16 protein-coding genes and 2 pseudogenes are annotated in these 16,325 nt (G+C 67.8%); 12 read left to right on the top strand and 6 right to left on the bottom strand.

All coding sequences use genetic code 11. The annotated features are described in order from the left end of the window. Nucleotides 1-27: 27 nt before the first annotated feature. On the bottom strand, nt 28-621 hold the full coding sequence (locus tag G3I17_RS14820) for a TetR/AcrR family transcriptional regulator (protein WP_343238308.1): 594 nt from the start codon (nt 619-621) through the stop codon (nt 28-30). 137 nt (nt 622-758) lie between these two features. On the opposite strand from G3I17_RS14820, the gene G3I17_RS14815 reads away from it, so the two are divergent. The 3 genes from G3I17_RS14815 to G3I17_RS14805 all read left to right on the top strand — a co-directional run bounded on the left by G3I17_RS14815 (nt 759) and on the right by G3I17_RS14805 (nt 6,425). Further along, complete coding sequence (locus G3I17_RS14815; protein ID WP_164596593.1) at nt 759-1,778, top strand: aldo/keto reductase; 1,020 nt, start codon at nt 759-761, stop codon at nt 1,776-1,778. Nucleotides 1,779-1,787: 9 nt separating this feature from the next. Beyond that, nucleotides 1,788-2,657: an LLM class flavin-dependent oxidoreductase gene (locus G3I17_RS14810; RefSeq protein WP_164596592.1), complete on the top strand. Its 870-nt coding sequence runs from the start codon at nt 1,788-1,790 to the stop codon at nt 2,655-2,657. Between the two features lie 87 nt (nt 2,658-2,744). After that, nucleotides 2,745-6,425 (top strand): error-prone DNA polymerase, encoded by a 3,681-nt coding sequence (locus G3I17_RS14805; protein ID WP_164596591.1) that lies wholly within the window; start codon nt 2,745-2,747, stop codon nt 6,423-6,425. A 78-nt stretch (nt 6,426-6,503) separates the two neighbouring features. Here G3I17_RS14805 and G3I17_RS14800 read toward each other — a convergent pair whose 3' ends face one another. Continuing rightward, nucleotides 6,504-6,827, bottom strand: coding sequence for a hypothetical protein (locus G3I17_RS14800; protein WP_164596590.1), 324 nt, complete (start codon nt 6,825-6,827; stop codon nt 6,504-6,506). Nucleotides 6,828-7,197: 370 nt separating this feature from the next. Here G3I17_RS14800 and G3I17_RS14795 point away from each other — a divergent pair, with 370 nt between their 5' ends. Both G3I17_RS14795 and G3I17_RS14790 read left to right on the top strand, forming a co-directional pair. Then, the gene (locus G3I17_RS14795) at nt 7,198-7,779 is read left to right on the top strand and encodes a dihydrofolate reductase family protein (protein WP_164596589.1); all 582 of its coding nucleotides are present in this window, start codon (nt 7,198-7,200) and stop codon (nt 7,777-7,779) included. Beyond that, entirely contained in the window at nt 7,776-8,075 is a 300-nt protein-coding gene (locus G3I17_RS14790; RefSeq protein ID WP_164596588.1) for a hypothetical protein, read from the top strand. Before G3I17_RS14795 ends, G3I17_RS14790 begins: the two co-directional genes overlap by 4 nt. On the opposite strand, the gene G3I17_RS14785 is transcribed toward G3I17_RS14790, so the two are convergent. Further along, nucleotides 8,028-8,924 carry a zinc-binding dehydrogenase gene (locus tag G3I17_RS14785; RefSeq protein WP_164596587.1) on the bottom strand — a complete coding sequence of 299 codons (897 nt, stop codon included), beginning with the start codon at nt 8,922-8,924 and terminating at the stop codon, nt 8,028-8,030. The genes G3I17_RS14790 and G3I17_RS14785 overlap by 48 nt on opposite strands. A gap of 166 nt (nt 8,925-9,090) precedes the next feature. On the opposite strand from G3I17_RS14785, the gene G3I17_RS42090 reads away from it, so the two are divergent. Beyond that, the gene (locus G3I17_RS42090; protein WP_164596586.1) at nt 9,091-9,699 is read left to right on the top strand and encodes an acyltransferase; all 609 of its coding nucleotides are present in this window, start codon (nt 9,091-9,093) and stop codon (nt 9,697-9,699) included. Nucleotides 9,700-9,760: 61 nt separating this feature from the next. Here G3I17_RS42090 and G3I17_RS14775 read toward each other — a convergent pair whose 3' ends face one another. Continuing rightward, nucleotides 9,761-10,687 carry an alpha/beta hydrolase gene (locus G3I17_RS14775; protein WP_164596585.1) on the bottom strand — a complete coding sequence of 309 codons (927 nt, stop codon included), beginning with the start codon at nt 10,685-10,687 and terminating at the stop codon, nt 9,761-9,763. 121 nt (nt 10,688-10,808) lie between these two features. On the opposite strand from G3I17_RS14775, the gene G3I17_RS14770 reads away from it, so the two are divergent. After that, on the top strand, nt 10,809-11,675 hold the full coding sequence (locus G3I17_RS14770) for a helix-turn-helix transcriptional regulator (RefSeq protein WP_164596584.1): 867 nt from the start codon (nt 10,809-10,811) through the stop codon (nt 11,673-11,675). Between the two features lie 23 nt (nt 11,676-11,698). Here G3I17_RS14770 and G3I17_RS14765 read toward each other — a convergent pair whose 3' ends face one another. Further along, a complete protein-coding gene (locus tag G3I17_RS14765) occupies nt 11,699-12,814 on the bottom strand; it encodes a hypothetical protein (RefSeq protein WP_164596583.1) in 1,116 nt (371 codons plus the stop codon). A gap of 60 nt (nt 12,815-12,874) precedes the next feature. Continuing rightward, nucleotides 12,875-13,111, bottom strand: a pseudogene (locus G3I17_RS14760) (kinase); the annotation flags it as partial. A 107-nt stretch (nt 13,112-13,218) separates the two neighbouring features. On the opposite strand from G3I17_RS14760, the pseudogene G3I17_RS14755 reads away from it, so the two are divergent. The 5 genes and pseudogenes from G3I17_RS14755 to G3I17_RS14735 all read left to right on the top strand — a co-directional run. Then, nucleotides 13,219-13,359, top strand: a pseudogene (locus tag G3I17_RS14755) (SRPBCC domain-containing protein); the annotation flags it as partial. Nucleotides 13,360-13,672: 313 nt separating this feature from the next. Continuing rightward, nucleotides 13,673-14,269, top strand: a complete 597-nt coding sequence (locus G3I17_RS14750) for a CDP-alcohol phosphatidyltransferase family protein (protein WP_164596581.1) — start codon at nt 13,673-13,675, stop codon at nt 14,267-14,269. 90 nt (nt 14,270-14,359) lie between these two features. Further along, nucleotides 14,360-15,151, top strand: a complete 792-nt coding sequence (locus G3I17_RS14745) for a DUF881 domain-containing protein (RefSeq protein WP_164596580.1) — start codon at nt 14,360-14,362, stop codon at nt 15,149-15,151. After that, nucleotides 15,148-15,480: a small basic family protein gene (locus G3I17_RS14740; protein WP_020389931.1), complete on the top strand. Its 333-nt coding sequence runs from the start codon at nt 15,148-15,150 to the stop codon at nt 15,478-15,480. The genes G3I17_RS14745 and G3I17_RS14740 overlap by 4 nt, the downstream gene beginning before the upstream one ends. Before the next feature lies 1 nt (nt 15,481). Next, nucleotides 15,482-16,300 carry a DUF881 domain-containing protein gene (locus G3I17_RS14735; protein WP_164596579.1) on the top strand — a complete coding sequence of 273 codons (819 nt, stop codon included), beginning with the start codon at nt 15,482-15,484 and terminating at the stop codon, nt 16,298-16,300. Nucleotides 16,301-16,325: the final 25 nt, after the last annotated feature.

The raw sequence follows: 16,325 nt of genomic DNA, 5'->3' as shown, positions 1-16,325 counted from the left end.
ACCCCGCTGGGCGGCTTGGGGATCTGGCTAGTGGATGCCCAAGCCTGCGATGAGGAGTGCGACCATGCGGCGGGCGTCGTAACGGGAGTCGCCGTAGTCGGCGCCGCTGCAGAGGTTGCCGACGGCAAACATCAGTTCGAAGGCATCCTGGCCGGAGCGGATCTCGCCGGCCGCCGCGGCCGCGTCCAGCAGTTGGGCGCAGACCGGGAGGAGCCGATCGAGGAAGCTGCCGTGCAGCGACTGGTAGGCCGGATCGTCGGACTGCATCGCCTTCGCGAGGCCGTGCTTGGTGACCAGGAAGTCGACGAAGAGGTCGATCCAGCTCGCTAGTGCCGCGTGCGGAGTACTGGAGCCGGCCAGCAACTCCGGCCCCGCCTCCGCGCACGCCTCGACCTGGTGCTGGTAGACGGCGACGATCAGATCGGCCCGGGTCGGGAAGTGACGATAGATCGTGCCGACGCCGACCCCGGCCTTGGCGGCGATGTCGCGCACCGGCACCTCGACGCCGGAGGTGACGAAAGCCGCGGCCGCCGCGTCGAGCAACGACTTCTCGTTGCGCCGCGCGTCAGCCCGTTTCCGCAGAGCGGTCGGCGCCCCTGATCCGCTCTCGATGTCCGCCACCGCGCAACTACCTCCGTCATCGGGCTTGGCAAACGGAACAACGTTCCGTATGTTGGTTATCGGAACCTCGTTCCGCTTCTGTAGATGATGCCAGACCGGACGAGCCAGAACCAGCCACCACTCCAGGAGGAATAGTCATGCAGTACCGCACTTTGGGCCGTACCGGCGTACAGGTCAGCACCCTCGCGCTCGGCGCGATGAACTTCGGCCAGATCGGCCGCACCACTCAGGACGAGGCCACGGCCATCGTCGACGCCGCCCTCGATGCCGGGATCAACCTGATCGACACGGCCGACATGTACGGCCAGGGCGAGTCCGAGGAGATGGTCGGCAAGGCCATCGCCGGCCGCCGCGACGACCTCGTACTGGCCACGAAGGCGACCATGCCGATGGGTGAAGAACGCAACCATCGCGGCAGCTCGCGCCGCTGGCTGGTCACCGAGCTCGACAACAGTCTGCGTCGGCTCGGCGTCGACCACGTCGATCTCTACCAGATTCACCGCTGGGACCCGACGACCAGCGACGAGGAGACTCTGTCGGCGCTCACGGACCTGCAACGCGCGGGGAAGATCCGGTACTTCGGCAGCTCGACGTTCCCGGCGTACCGGATCGTGCAGGCCGAGTGGGCTGCCCGGGAGAACCGCTTGAGCCGCTACGTGACCGAGCAGCCCAGCTACTCGATCCTGCAGCGGGGGATCGAGACGCATGTTCTGCCCGTGACCGAGCAGTACGGGCTCGGCGTACTGGCGTGGAGTCCGCTGGCCTCGGGGTGGCTGTCGGGTGCGGTCCGCGAGGGCCGTGAGATCACCACCAGCCGTTCGGTGGTCGTACCTGAACGCTTCGATCTCACTATCCCGTCCAATCGCGCCCGGCTCGACGCGGTGGAGCGGTTGGCGAAGGTCGCCGACGAGGCCGGCCTGACGCTGATCCAGCTCGCGCTCGGGTTCGTGACCGCTCATCCCGCCATGACCAGCGCGATCATCGGCCCGCGCACGCTGGAGCACCTGCACTCACAGCTCGCCGCCGCCGACACCGTGCTCTCCGCCGACCTGCTCGACGCGATCGACGAGATCGTTGCCCCCGGCACTGATCTTGCGCCGCAGGAGAAGTTCGACGCTCCGCCCTCGCTGCTCGACCCGGCCCTGCGCCGGCGCTGAAAGGACGTTATGTCGCAATCAACCAGTTTCGGAATCATGACCGCGCCACAACAAGTGGAGTACGGCGACGTACTGCGGGTCTGGCGCGAAGCCGACGAGATCCCCGAGATCGAGCATGCGTGGCTGTTCGATCACCTGATGCCGATCGGCGGTGCTCCGGACGGGCCGATCTTCGAGGGCTGGACGCTGCTCTCGGCACTCGCCGCGCAGACCCGGCGGCTCCGCCTCGGTCTGCTCGTGACGAGCAACCGCTTCCGGCCGCCGGCGATGCTGGCCAAGATCGCCGCGACCGTCGACATCGTCTCCGGTGGACGGCTCGACTTCGGGATCGGCGCCGGCTCCCGGCCCAGCGTTCCGATGGCCCGGGGTGAGTACGACGCGCACGGTCTGCCGTACCTCGACGCGACCCAGGCGGTCGAGAGCCTGGGTGAAGCGTGCACGGTCATTCGGCGCCTGTGGACCGAGGCCGAGCCGTTCGATTTCCATGGCGCCCACGTCGACCTCGTGGGGGCGTTCTGCAATCCGAAGCCCGTGCAGGGGTCGCGGCTCCCGATCCTGATCGGTGGACGTGCGACTTCCACGCTGCGAGTGGTCGCCGAGCATGCCGACCTCTGGAACCACCCGGGCGAGGATCTGGATGATGCCGTCAGCGGCAGCGCGCTGCTGGACCGGTACTGCGGTGAGATCGGCCGGGATCCCGCCTCGATCACCCGGTCGATCCACCTGCCGGTCTCGTACGAAGACCCTGCGATCACTCGCGATGCGATCGCCAAAGCGACCGGCGCCGGCTTCCGGCATGTCATCCTCGGCCTGCCGGCGCCCTATCCCGTCGGCGTCGCCCAATGGGTCGCCGACGAACTGATCAGCACGTCGGTGTAGGCCCCGTGTCGTAGGGTTCGACGGATTTGACTTGTTCGAACAGATGTTCGAACATCGATACATGACGTCGGGCGCCGGAGTTCTCTGATGGGGTGGGACAACCCGCCGATTCCGTGGTCGGAATTGGAGCGGAAGTTGTCGGGCCGCTCGCGGCCGCCCGCGCCCGCGGACGAGCTGCTGGATGCCGACGGGGGAGACGGACCGGCCTGGTCGCGCCACCGGCCGCCGTACGATCCGGATCCGGCCGACAAACCGCGCCGCCCGGAGGGGCCGGTGGTGCCGTATGCCGAGCTGCACTGCCACTCGTACTACAGCTTTCTCGACGGTGCATCCTCACCGGAACACCTGGTGGAGGAGTCGATCCGGCTCGGGCTGAACGCGCTCGCCCTGACCGACCACGACGGGTTCTACGGCGTGGTCCGGATGGCCGAGGCAGCAGAGGAGTACGCCGATCTGCAGACCGTGTTCGGCGCCGAGCTGTCGCTGGAGCTGACCAAACCACAGAACGGGATGGCCGATCCCGAGGGCAGTCACCTGCTGGTGCTGGCCGAGCGGCAAGAGGGGTATCACCGGCTGGCCGGCGCGATCACCGAGGCGCAGTTGCGCGGCCAGGAGAAGGGTCGTCCCGTCTACGACCTGGAGGAGCTTGCGGCGATCGGTGAGGACAACTGGCTGATCCTCACCGGTTGCCGCAAGGGCCTGGTGCGCCGTGCCCTCGAGTTGGGTGGTCAAGCGGACGGGCCGGCCGCCGCGGCGCGCGAGCTCGACCGGCTGACCGCGCTGTTCGGCCAGGACCGGGTGGTGGTCGAGCTGATCGACCACCAGTTGCCGACGGACAGTACGCGCAACGCGGTGCTGGCCCGGCTCGCGGCCGACGCGGGTCTCCCGGTGATCGCCACCAACAACGTGCACTACGCCCACCCCCGACGTCACAAGCTCGCCGCCGCGATCGCCGCAGTACGGGCTCGTCGCAGCCTCGACGCGATGGACGGCTGGCTGCCACCCGCCGGCACGGCCCACCTGCGATCGGGGGAGGAGATGCTCGCCAGATTCCACCGGTACGACGGGGCTGTCGCGCGCACCGTGGAGCTGGCCAACCAGCTGGAGTTCAGCTTGCGCGCGGCCAAGCCGAGCCTGCCGCGCCAGGAGGTGCCACCGGGGCACGACGAGATGAAGTGGCTGAAGAAGCTCTGCCGGGATGGGGTGAAGAAGCGCTACGCGGACAAACCCGGGCTGCGGGAGGAGGCGACCGCCCGGGTCGAGCGCGAACTGGCGGTGATCGAGTCGCTCAAGTTCCCGGGGTACTTCCTGATCGTGCGCGACATCGTCATGTTCGCGAAGCGTCAGGGGATCCTGTACCAGGGCCGTGGCTCGGCGGCGAACTCCGTCGTCTGTTATGCGCTGGAGATCACCGCGATCGACCCGGTCTTCTACAACCTGCCGTTCGAGCGGTTCTTGTCCGCGGCTCGTGACGAGGAGCCCGATATCGACGTCGACTTCGATTCGGACCGGCGCGAAGAGGTGATCCAGTACGTCTACCGCAAGTACGGCCGGCGCAACGCGGCCCAAGTGGCGAACGTGATCACCTATCGCCCGAAGCTCGCGGTGCGGGACATGGCCAAGGCGCTCGGGTTCAGCACCGGGCAGCAGGACGCGTGGTCCAAGCAGGTGGACGCTTGGGGCGCGGTGCGGAGCAGTGTCGATCACGACATCCCGCCACCGGTGGTGGCGCTGGCCGAGGACCTGCTGAAGTTCCCGCGGCACCTCGGCATCCACTCCGGTGGCATGGTGCTGACCGACATCCCGGTCGGGCACGTGGTGCCGGTCGAGCACGCCCGGATGGAGAACCGGACCGTGCTGCAGTGGGACAAGGACGACTGCGCCTGGATGGGGCTGGTGAAGTTCGACCTGCTCGGGCTCGGCATGCTGGCGGCCCTGCAGTATGCGATGGACCTGGTCCGCGAACACCTCGGCGAGGACTGGAACCTGGACACGATCCCGAAGGAGGAGCGCGGCGTCTACGACCAGCTCTGCAAGGCGGACTCGATCGGGGTGTTCCAAGTGGAGAGCCGGGCCCAGATGAGTACGCTCCCGCGATTGCGGCCGCGCAGCTTCTACGACCTGGCGATCGAGGTGGCGCTGATCCGGCCCGGCCCGATCCAGGGCGGCGCGGTGCATCCGTTCATCCGCCGCAAGCTGGGGGAGGAGCCGGTCACCTACCTGCATCCGGCGCTCGAGCCGGTGCTGGAGCGCACCCTGGGCGTCCCGCTGTTCCAGGAGCAGTTGATGCAGATCGCGATGAAGGTCGGCGGCTGCACCGGCGAGGACGCCGACCTGCTCCGCCGCGCGATGGGCTCCAAGCGCGGCGTCGAGAAGATCTCGTCCCTGAAGACCAAGCTCTACGAAGGAATGGCGGCGAACGGCATCACCGGCGACACCGCCGACCAGATCTACGAAAAAATCGAAGCCTTCGCCAACTTCGGCTTCGCCGAGTCCCACTCGATCAGCTTCGCCCTCCTCGTCTACGCCAGCACCTGGCTCCGCCTGCACTACCCAGCAGCCTTCCTCGCCGCCCTCCTCCGAGCCCAGCCCATGGGCTTCTACTCCCCCCAATCCCTGGTAGCCGACGCCCGCCGCCACGGCGTAGAAGTCCTCCGCCCCGACCTCCAAACCTCCAACATCCACGCCACCCTCGAACCCCTACCCACCACCTCCGCCCCCGGGCCGGCTTCCGCTTCCACACCGACACAGGCCTCCGAGCCCACGCCGGCTCCCGCGCCCGCCCCCGCATCCGTGCCCATCCTTGCGGTCTCCGCGTTGGCTGCTGCGGCCTCTGCTACGCCCGCTTTCCTGGGGGCTGGTGCGCTGCGTGGTCAGTTTGCGGATGGGGGAGCCGCTGCCTTCTCTTCCGGTGGAGCCGGAGGGGCTGCTGGTGGCAATCCGTCCGCCGAAAGACAGACGGTTGCTACAGGCAACAACTCTTGTCTGGCGAGGGATCAGCCGGAGGTTGGGGAGTTCGATCCCGAGGTGCCGTTCGACTCGGATCTGCATCGGCGGGACGGGCGGCTGGTGGTGCGTCTGGGGTTGGCCGGGGTGAAGTCGGTCGGGGTGCCGGCCGCGACCGCGATCGTCGAGGAACGCGAGAAGAACGGACCGTACGCCGACATGTCGGACCTGGTGCGCCGGACCGGGCTGACCGCAGTACAGGTGGAGGCGCTGGCGACGGCTGGGGCGTTCGACTCGTTCGGGCTGTCGCGGCGACAGGCGTTGTGGAACGCGGGACGTGCGGCCGAAGAACGTCCGGGGCATCTGTCCGGGGTGAGCAGCTCCGGCCCGCCGCCGATGCTGCCCGGGATGACCGGGATGGAGACGACGATGGCCGACCTGTGGGCCACCGGCATCTCACCCGACGACCACCCGATCCGGCACATCCGCGCGGCTCTCGACGAGCGCGGCATCCTCCGCGCGAACCAGCTCTCCACCGCCGAGAACGGCAGCCGCGTCCACGTCGGCGGCGTGGTGACCCACCGCCAGCGCCCCGCCACCGCGGCCGGCGTCACCTTCCTCAACCTGGAGGACGAAACCGGCATGATCAACGTCATCTGCTCGAACGGCGTCTGGAACCGCTACCGCCGCATCGCCCGCGAATCCAGCGCGATGATCATCCGCGGCCGCCTGGAACGCTCCCAGGGCGTCACCAATCTGGTAGCCGACAAACTCGAACGCCTCCCCCTGGCCGCCAAAACCACCTCCCGCGACTTCCGCTGACCAGCGGCTGCCGCCGGGGGATGGCCGTCAAGGCAGGCGGCGACAGTCAGCAGGGGCGCACCACGAAGCGTCGACTGGTCAGACTGGATCGGTGAACGAGATCGGCTTGCCGGTGGCGCGGGCGTAGGCGATCTCGCTGCTCGTGGACTCGCCGATATACCCGCCGGGGTTGACGACTAGAACGCGGTCAGCCAGATCGATCTTGCGCAGGTGGAGGGCACCCAACGCGGTCTGCTGCTCGTTGGTGATGAACTCGTTTGCTTCGTGATCCTCGGCGCGCAGGAAGACGCCTGGCGCGACGACGATGACGCCTGCAAAGGTCAAGTCGCGGTTCGCCGCGCGCATCTCGTCCACGAACCGGGTAGAGCCGCAGATGCACACAATCTCAGGTCGGTCAGGCACAGCTCAGTCCTTCGGATCGAACGGGTAACCGTCAGTGCGCGCGTTGACGTCACGGACAGGAACACGAGCCAGCAGTTTACGCAGCGAGACGCCGATGTGCCGATCGAGAGCAGGACGCCGTCATGGCCTATCGCCGCGCGTTGATCAAGTGGGGAAGGGAGAGCGGAACGTCGGTAGTTGGCAAGTTGGAACGGCTTGTGTCGCTCCCCGATCGGGTTCCGTCGCAATATCGGGAGGAGCTCTCGGCCCACCTAGCTGAGTGTCGTTCAGCGGTGGAAGAGAGACACGGAGTTGCTCACAGCGTTTGGGTTTCGCTGACTGAGGCGCTCACGACACGCTAATTTGGGGGCACCCAAAGCAAAGGAGCCCCGTGGGCAAGGTGGTCATGTACAGCTCGGTGTCGGTGGACGGCTTCGTCGCGGACGAGAATGACCAGCCCGGACCGCTGTTCGACTGGTTGTCCAGCGGTGACGTCCCGTTGGACGAGAGCGGCCAGCTGAAGGTGTCGCAGGTGTCCTACGACTACACCCGGCCGTACTGGGACCAGATCGGGGTGACACTCGTCGGCCGCCACGTCTTCGACATGACGGACGGCTGGGACGGGAAGCCTCCGGGCGGGATCGACCACGTGGTCGTCGTGACGCACCGGCCGGAGCCCGAGGGCTGGGACCCCGAGGCGCCGTTTCACTTCGTCAACGGCGTCGAGGCGGCCGTGGCCAAGGCGCAGGAGCTTGCGGGTGACCGTATGGTCGAGGTCGCCGCCGGCGACGTCGGTGGCCAGGTGCTTGCCGCGGGCCTGGTCGACGAGGTGCGCATGGACGTCGTACCCGTCGTGTTCGGGTCCGGCAAGCGCTACTTCGGGTCGGTCCACGCGCAGCACCTGTTGGAGGATCCTGACGTGGTGATTCAGGGCAACCGGGTGCTTCACCTGCGCTATCGGGTGCGCCGTTGACCGATCTGAGCGGGCACGCGAAGAAGTCCACCACCTCCCGCGACTTCCGCAGACCAGCAGCTGACGCCGACGGATTGGCGTTTAGGCAGGCGGCGACAGTCAGTAGGGTCCACTCGGCCTCGACCGGCAGGTACTCGCTGATCCTGGTGCATCCCGAACGTGGTACCGCCGCGATGGACACCGCCGGTGTGCTGCCTGCGTTCGCCGGGGTCGTGGTCCTGAATCCGCATGTCGTCGTTCATGCCGGCTCAGTCGACGTGCAGGACCGCCTTGCCGGTGATCCGGCGGTTCAGTAAGGCCTCGATTGCGGTCGGGGTCTGCCGCCAGGAGGATTCCAGTTCGACCTGACCGTCTAGGCGACCGGTGGCGACCAGGGCGCACAACCGGGCCAGATCGGTGGCGACGCTCCCCGGTTCGTCGAAGTTGTTGAGGGTGTAGATCCGCGCTCCTGGCGAGCGGGAATACCACCCGGCCCGGAAGCTGACCGGCTCGTCCGGATCCTGGGTAGCGAGACTGACCACCACGCCATGCGGTGCCAGGTGCTCGATGGACTGGCCGAAGACCGTACCTCCGACGGCTTCCACGATCAGGTCGAAGTCACCCTCGATCCGCTCAGTGACCACATCGGCGCCGAGCAACCCGGTCACCGGGGTACGGCGTACAAGAGCTGTGACGTGGGCACCGGCCAACTGCGCAAGCTGTACTGCGAACCGCCCGACGCCACCCGTCGCACCCGTGACCAACACCCGCTTGGCCAGCAGGAGCCCGCCGATCTCGAGCGACCGCAACGCCGTCAGCGCGGCCGTGGGCAACGTCGCAGCTTGTACGTCGGACACGCCGTCCGGTATCACCGCCATCCACTTCGTCGAAATCGCAGCCAATTCCGCCCAGGCACCCCGCCGCCGTACCAGCCCCACGACCCGAGTCCCGACCGCCGGACCGCTCCCGTCAGCCGCAGCCTTCGCGACGACGCCCGCTACGTCCCACCCGGTGAGCGATCCGACCGGCAGCTTCGCGAGATCGAGCACCTCGCCCTGGTTCAACGAGAACGCCCGGACCCGAACCACCGCGTGATCAGGAAGAGGTACCGGTTCATCGACAGTGGTCAGGCTGACGGACGGGTCTGTCTTGGTGAGAGCGAGCACCCTCAGACGATAGCTCCGGTGGCATCCTCGGCAGCCCTTGATGTCCGAGCTGTCCGGTGACCCAGTCATAGATCTGGTAGCGGGCGGTTTGGTGTGCCCGCAACGGTTTCAGGGCACGGCTTGACACAGCTGAGCCGGACCGGGTGCGGCACGTAGCCTGAGGCCCGTGGAGGATCTTGCTGGGCAGACGAAGTTGTGGCTGCAGAAGTGGCGTTGGTACCAGCGCAACGAGCTGCCCTGGAATCGCGCGCGGATTCACTGGCAGCTGATGCGTCGTGGGGCGTTCGCGCGCTGGCCGTTGCACGGCAATGTGCTCGAGGCGTTCGAGGACGGGCGGCTCGAGGTCGGCGCCCACACGATGTTCGAGCCGAACGTGTGGATCACGATCGGCGATCAGGGGCGGGTGCGGATCGGTGAGGGGACGTTCCTGAATATCGCGGTCATGGTCGCGGCCCACGAACTCGTCGAGATCGGCTCGCACTGCATGCTCGCCAACGGCTGTTTCGTGACGGACGCCAACCACCGCTTCGACGACCCCGACCGCCCGGTCCCGTGGCAGGGCTTCGACTCCAAGGGACCGACCCGGATCGGCGACAACGTCTGGCTCGGCGCGAACGTCGTCGTCACGAGCGGCGTGACGATCGGCGAGCGCTGCGTCATCGGCGCCAACAGCGTCGTCACCCACGACATCCCCGCCTTCTCGATCGCAGCAGGCGCCCCGGCAAAAGTACTGCGCACCATCACCTACGCCACCGCCGAAGCAACCGACAGCTGACCTCCGAACCAACCAACGGCTGACCCTCGAAGCCCCAGCCGATCGCCACATGTAGCTGACGTCAGCTGATGCCGTCGGCGGTGAGGTGCTGGTGGAAGAATTCGGTCAGCTTGGTGATGGCGGGGGATACGTACTTGTCTTCGTCGTAGAGGGCGACGTGGCTGGCGCCGTCGATCCAGAACAGTTGCTTCGGGTCGGAAGCCTGAGCGAAGGCCTCCGTTGCCATCCACGAGGTGATCGCCTCCCGCCCGAGGATCATCAGTAGTGGACGTGGAGCGATCAGGTCGATGAAGCGGAAGGCGTCGAATTGAGCGATGTGATCGACGCTGGTCCACGTGAAGGATTTGGCTGAGCGGGGGTGCTGGGCGCGATCGGTGCAGTAGTACTGCCAGCCCTCGTAGGCGTGCTGACCGCCCGCGCGAGCCTCTTCCTCCGTGGCCGGGAACAGCGGGAACACGCCAACGCCGGAGCCGCGCGCTTCCGCAGTACGGGCTGCGGCTGCAGCGTCGAGCATGCCTTGGATGACTGCGGGGTCCTGGTGACCGTCGGCGCCTTCGCGGAACTGGCGGCCGATGTCGACCGCGCTGACCGTCGCGACGACCTTGATGCGGTGGTCGGTGGCAGCGGCGGGGATCACGTAGCCGCCTGAGGCGCAGATGCCCAGGGCGCCGATCCGGTCGGGATCGACCTCGTCGCGGGCGCTGAGGAATGACACGGCGGCCTTGAGGTCCTCTACTCGGTGGGCGGGATCCTCGAGTCCACGGGGGAGTCCTTCGCTCTCGCCTTGGTAGGCGGCGTCGAAGGCGAGGGCGACGAAACCGGCGCGGGCGAGCCGTTCGGCGTACAGGCCGGCGGCTTGTTCTTTCACTCCGCTCGCCGGATGGCCGACGACGATCGCGGGGCGGGGACCGGTCGCCTCGCCGGCTGGGAGGTAGAGGTGGCCAGCGAGCTTTAGGCCGGCGCTGTCGAAGGTGATGTCTGTTCTCATGGATCCACCGTGCGGCGGGCGCAGCCCAGGGAGTAGAGACGGGTTTCATCCGGGGAGGTGCGCTGCCTGGGAAGAAATCTGCCTCCCCACAAACCAGCCCCGCCGCGGGACAATGGTTGCCATGAGCAGCGAGCACGGTACTTCGGCAGCCGAGCTGGGCGAGTTCCTGAAGGCGAGGCGGGCTGAGCTGAGCCCGGCTGCCGTCGGGCTGCCCGAGACCGGTTCGCCGCGACGGGTGCCGGGGTTGCGGAGGGAAGAGGTCGCTCAGCTCGCCGTGATGAGCGTGGACTACTACACGCGGCTGGAGCAGGGGCGGCTGCAGGCGTCAGCCTCCATCCTCGCTGTCCTGGCCCGCGCGCTCCGGCTGGACGAGGACCAGCAGGCGTACATGTATCGGCTGGCCGGGAAGACTCCTGCGAAGCCGCGCCGGCGGCGCGCGCAACGGGTCACGCCTTCGATGCGACGGCTGCTCGATCAGCTCAGCGGAGCACCGGCCATGGTGCTCGGCCGGCGGATGGACATCCTGGCGTGGAACGCTGGAGCCGCCGCGCTCTACACCGACTTCGCCCAGTTCGCGGAGTCGGACCGCAACTACGTCAGGCTCCTGTTCACCGACCCGGTGGTGCGGGCCCTGCATGCCGACTGGGAGAACGCGGCCCGTACTGCGGTCGCCTCGCTGCGGATGGAGGCTGCCCGCTACCCCGAAGATCCGCAGCTCGCCACACTCGTCGGTGAGCTGTCCGTCCGGGACGCCGACTTCCGCACGTGGTGGGCGGCGCATCAGGTGACGAGCACGGGCAACGGCACCAAGCACTACCGGCACGCGCTGGTCGGCGACCTGGTCCTGGACTGCGACACCTGGGTCAGCCCCGAGGACCCCGACCAGCGCATCCTCATCCTGACCGCGGAGCCCGGCACACCGGCGTACGACGGACTGCAGATCCTCGCGTCCTGGAACTCCACCGGCGCCCCGACCCGCCACCCTTAGCAGTGGGCCGAGGTGCGTCAGGGCTACTTGCTGAAAGCGGCGAAGCCGGCGAACTCGCTCGCCTTCAGGTCGAGCGTGATCCCGGACGTCCACAGGCGCCCCTGGGCGATGTCGATGCCGGTCAAGGTCGTCGCATCAATGGCAGGCGCGGGCGCGGTGACGAACTCCTGGCCGCGCAGTTCGAGGACCAGCGGGTACGTCGTGAACTGGTTCTCGTCGATCTCGAAGCGTTCGCCGACGGCGACCGGGCGGCCGTTGCGCAGGGCAACGTCGTACAGCTGGGCGGAGCCGGCCGGTACCGTGACCTGCTTCCAGGAGCGCCCGTCGTAGTGCATGGCCAGCGGGCGTTCGCCCTCCGGACCGCCGGTGTGCTGCACACCCACCAGCCAGATGTTCTTCGGTCCGGCGGCCGTCAGCGCGGTGGGGATCTGGGAGCCGTCGGTCGGCAGGTCGTCCACCAGCTTCCAGCTCTTACCGTCGAAGTGCGCCAAGCCCGCGTTCAGGCCGAGCCAGACATCGGTGGCGGAGATGACGGCCAGTGCGTTGGCGTTGATGGACTGCTCCAACCCGGCGGCCAGCGGTTGCCACTTGCCCCCGGCGTACCGGTACACGACGGCATGCTCGGAGCCACCGAGATCGGCCCAGCCGGCCATCCAGGGCGTTCCGTCGGGCGCGATCTCGACCTCGCCGAACGAACCGGTCGGCACCGCCGGACCCGGTACTACGCGCCACGCGGATCCGTTCCAGTGCATGACGAGTGGTTTCGTCTTGATCGGATCGGCGCGATCCTCTCCGACTGCCCAGACATTGTTGACGCCGGCGACCGCGACGCTCTCCAGGGTCGCGCTCGTGCGTACCGGCTGTGGGGTGGCGGTCCAGCGGCCGTTCTTCCAGCGCATGGCGAGCGGACGGTGCTCGTCGGCGCCGAGCTGATCGGATCCGACCGCCCAGGTCGCGCCCGGGTGGGCGTCGATGTCGTTGAGCATCGCGGGCTGCCGTTTGACCGGTGTCCGCGTCCAGTCGAGCGGAGCCTCGGCCGGACGCGCCTGCGCGACGGTTGATCCGGTACCGATGGTCAGCGCGACGATACCGAGAAGCGCCGCCGCTCTGGCGCGGTGTCTTGAGTCTTGCTGCAACACGAGTCATTCCTCCAGGTCAGGTGGCCTACAGCTCTATAGACGCTGCGCCACCCGCCGGCGTTACACCCGTGGCGACCGCGTGAGGAGATCCACCAACTCGTCGACCAGGTTGAGGAGCTGGCTCAACTCCGCTCCCGCACGCCCTCGACGGAAACCTTGACGACGCCCCCAGAAGGCGGTTTGAACGGCGTGAAGCTGAGCCCAACGGCCAACCCGCTCGCGATCGAGCTCGGCCGCCTCGGCGAAGACGTCCAGAGTTCGGTGAAGGCCCTTGCCGGGGTCGGCCGTCGTGAGGATTGTCAGCGCGCGAGTTACCGTGAAAGTCCCCATGAACGACCAGCTCCGGTCCGGATTCGGTGGATGCACAGAAGCTGCGTGATTACTTTTCTGATCACACCGGGTGCGTGATCAGAAAAGTAATCACGGCCTTCTATCCCCATCCGCCGGCCAAGGTCTGGCGAGCGCTCACCGAGCCCGAGCTGATCGCGCAATGGCTGATGCCCGGCGACTTCCGGCTCGAGGTCGGCCACCGCTACGCGATGGAGAGTCGTTGCCCATGTCATCAATGAGCAGCGCAGGGTGCTCGCCACCGTGCGGGCCACCGGAGGTTCTCTGCTTCGTCGGAAGGCAGCTTTAGCCGGGACTCCTGCTACGGGGAGATCTCGATCGGGTCACCGTAGGGTCACTGGTTTGCGAGGGGCGTAGCCCAGTCGTTGTGAATGCGTTCACCTAGTCAGGGAAGTCCGGGGCTTCCCGGGTGTGGCCGGGGCAGGACCCGGTACCGGGCCCAAGTACAGTAACGACCGGGACAGGGGTGCCGCTCGCGGTCGCCCGATTCGGGAGCAGGGGGAGGATCGCGTGCCGGAGCTGGAAGTATCCGACCGGGTGCTGACGATCCCGAACGCACTCAGCTTCATCCGGCTGCTCGGCGTACCGCTCTTCCTCTGGCTGATTCTCGGCCCGCAGGAAGACGGCTGGGCCCTGCTGGTGCTGGCGATCTCGGGATTCACCGACTGGGCCGACGGCCAGATCGCGCGCCGGATGAACCAGACGACGCGGCTCGGCCAGATGCTCGACCCGGTCGCCGACCGGCTCTACATCTTCGCCACCGTGCTCGGCCTCGCGCTGCGCGACATCATCCCGTGGTGGCTCGCGATCGCGCTGCCGTTACGCGACCTGCTGCTCACCTTCACCCTGCCGCCCCTGCACCGCCGCGGCTTCAACGCGCTGCCGGTGCACTTCCTCGGCAAGTCCGCGACCTTCTGCCTGCTGTACGCCTTCCCGTTGCTCCTTCTCGGCGACGGCGACAGCACCCTGAACGTGCTGGCCCGCGTCTTCGGCTGGGCCTTCGCGATCTGGGGCACCGCTCTGTACTACTGGGCCGGCGCCCTGTACTTCGTCCAACTGCGCCACCTGATCCAGACCGTCAAGCCGATCAGCAAACCGGCGGGCTAACTCGTGACCCAGTCTCCAACGGGCCAACCTCCTCCCGGCCAGGCTCCAGCTGGCCAATCTCCGCCCGGGCAGCGGCGCGTCGACGCGTCCATGTCGCTGCTGACGAACCTGATGGCCCACCCCCTGGACGAGGGCTACGCCGTCGCGGCCAGGTCCCGGCCTGCCCAAGGTGACAAGCCCAACAAGTCGCGGCACAGGATCATCCTGGTGATCGCGCTGCTCGTCCTGGGTTTCCTGCTCGCCGTGGCCGCGTCGCAGAACTACCGCAGCGCGCCCGAGGCGGAGAAGCAGCGCAAAGAGCTGATCACCCGGATCAACCAGGCCGACGGCCGGCTGAACGACCTGCGCAGCGACCAGATCAAGCTCGCCGACGAGGTCCGCGGCCTCCAGGCCGGCGGTCTGAGCAACACCAGCGAGGGCGCTGCGCTACAGCAGAAGCTGAACGACCTCGAGTTGCAGGTCGGTGCCGTCGCGGTGACCGGTCAGGGGCTGAAGGCGGTCGTCGACGACGCCAAGGACTCCGACGACAAGCAGGGCCGGTTGCTCGACGTCGATCTGCAACAGCTGGTCAACGGGCTGTGGACGGCGGGCGCCGAAGCGATCTCCGTGAACGGTCACCGGCTCACCTCGCTGACGGCCATCCGTGGCGCCGGTAGTGCGATCACGGTCGACTACAGTTCCCTGACCCCGCCGTACACGGTGCTGGCGATCGGGGAGACAGCGACCATGCCGGCCCGGTTCGCCCAGAGCTCCGGTGGCCAGTGGGTGCAGTACCTGGTCAGTAACTTTCATATCCGGATGACGATCACGACGGAGGATTCCTTGCTGGTGCCAGCCGATGCCACCATCGCGCTGCGGTACGCGAAGGTGGGCAAGAAATGATCGCCGTCCTCGGCCTGGTGATCGGCGTCGTCGTCGGTCTGCTGGTCGCGCCCGACGTACCGGAGTGGGCCCAGCCTTACCTGCCGATCGCCGTCGTCGCCGCGCTCGACGCGGTCTTCGGCGCTCTGCGCGCTTTCCTGGACGGCATCTTCGACGACAAGGTGTTCGTCGTGTCGTTCGTCTCGAACGTGCTGATCGCGGCGCTGATCGTCTACCTCGGCGACCAGCTCGGCGTCGGCTCCCAGCTGTCCACCGGCGTGGTGGTCGTACTCGGCATCCGCATCTTCACCAACATGGCCGCGATCCGGCGCCACGTCTTCCGGGCCTGACATGAGTACCGACGACCCGGCCCCGCCGCCGGAGCAACCGGAGCAGGCGCACCCGGCCGAGCCGACGCCGATGCCCAAGCCGAAGACGCCGAACCTGGCGCTGCGGCGGCTGCGATCCGGGTTCAAGCCGTCTCGCGGCCAGGCGATCGTGGCCGTCGTACTCGCGCTCGTCGCCTGTATGGCCGTCGTCCAGGTACGGGTGAACCGGGCCGACGACGGCTACCAGAACGCCCGGCGCGAGGACCTGATCGCGATCCTCGACGGCCTCGGCCAGAACACCCGCCGGCTGGAGACCGAGATCACCGAGCTGGAGGCGCGCAAGAACACGCTGATCTCCAGCGCGGACAAGGCGCAGACCGCCCGCGAGCAGGCCGAGCAGCAGGTGCGCGTGCTCGGCATCCTGGCAGGCACGCTGCCCGCCGTGGGTCCCGGCGTCCGGATCACGCTGAACGACCCGGACGCCAAGATGCAGTCCAGCAACCTGCTGGACGCGATCGAGGAGCTCCGCGACGCGGGTGCCGAGGCGATCCAGATCAACGGCCAGGTCCGGGTGGTCGCCAGTACAGACCTGGTCGACGATGCGCCCGGCGTCAAGATCGACGGCGAGAAGGTGCAGTCGCCGTACGTGATCGAGGCGATCGGGGAGTCGCACAACCTGGCCGAGGCGGCCAACTTCCCCGGTGGCCTGGTGAGTGAGGTGACCGGGCCGCAGATCGGTGGTACGGCCGAGGTGACCGAGGTCGCCCAGCTGGGGATCACCGCCTTGCACGTCCCGGACGAGCATCGTTACGCTCGCCCGGCGCCAAGCCCGACGAAGTAACCCTGCAGTTTCCTTTGACTGGCAG

It is taken from the genome of Streptomyces sp. SID13031 (genome assembly GCF_010548305.1).
Taxonomy (GTDB): domain Bacteria; phylum Actinomycetota; class Actinomycetes; order Propionibacteriales; family Kribbellaceae; genus Kribbella.
The sequence above is the reverse complement of the archived record's forward strand: the minus strand, read 5'-3'. Positions and strand labels throughout refer to the sequence as shown.

Coding starts and splice junctions, on each gene's coding strand:
- G3I17_RS14745 (WP_164596580.1), top strand. CDS start 14,360: ATGTCGCTGCTGACGAACCTGATGGCCCACCCCCTGGACGAGGGCTAC.
- G3I17_RS14770 (WP_164596584.1), top strand. CDS start 10,809: ATGAGCAGCGAGCACGGTACTTCGGCAGCCGAGCTGGGCGAGTTCCTG.
- G3I17_RS14775 (WP_164596585.1), bottom strand. CDS start 10,687: ATGAGAACAGACATCACCTTCGACAGCGCCGGCCTAAAGCTCGCTGGC.
- G3I17_RS14740 (WP_020389931.1), top strand. CDS start 15,148: ATGATCGCCGTCCTCGGCCTGGTGATCGGCGTCGTCGTCGGTCTGCTG.
- G3I17_RS14805 (WP_164596591.1), top strand. CDS start 2,745: ATGGGGTGGGACAACCCGCCGATTCCGTGGTCGGAATTGGAGCGGAAG.
- G3I17_RS14815 (WP_164596593.1), top strand. CDS start 759: ATGCAGTACCGCACTTTGGGCCGTACCGGCGTACAGGTCAGCACCCTC.
- G3I17_RS14810 (WP_164596592.1), top strand. CDS start 1,788: ATGTCGCAATCAACCAGTTTCGGAATCATGACCGCGCCACAACAAGTG.
- G3I17_RS14735 (WP_164596579.1), top strand. CDS start 15,482: ATGAGTACCGACGACCCGGCCCCGCCGCCGGAGCAACCGGAGCAGGCG.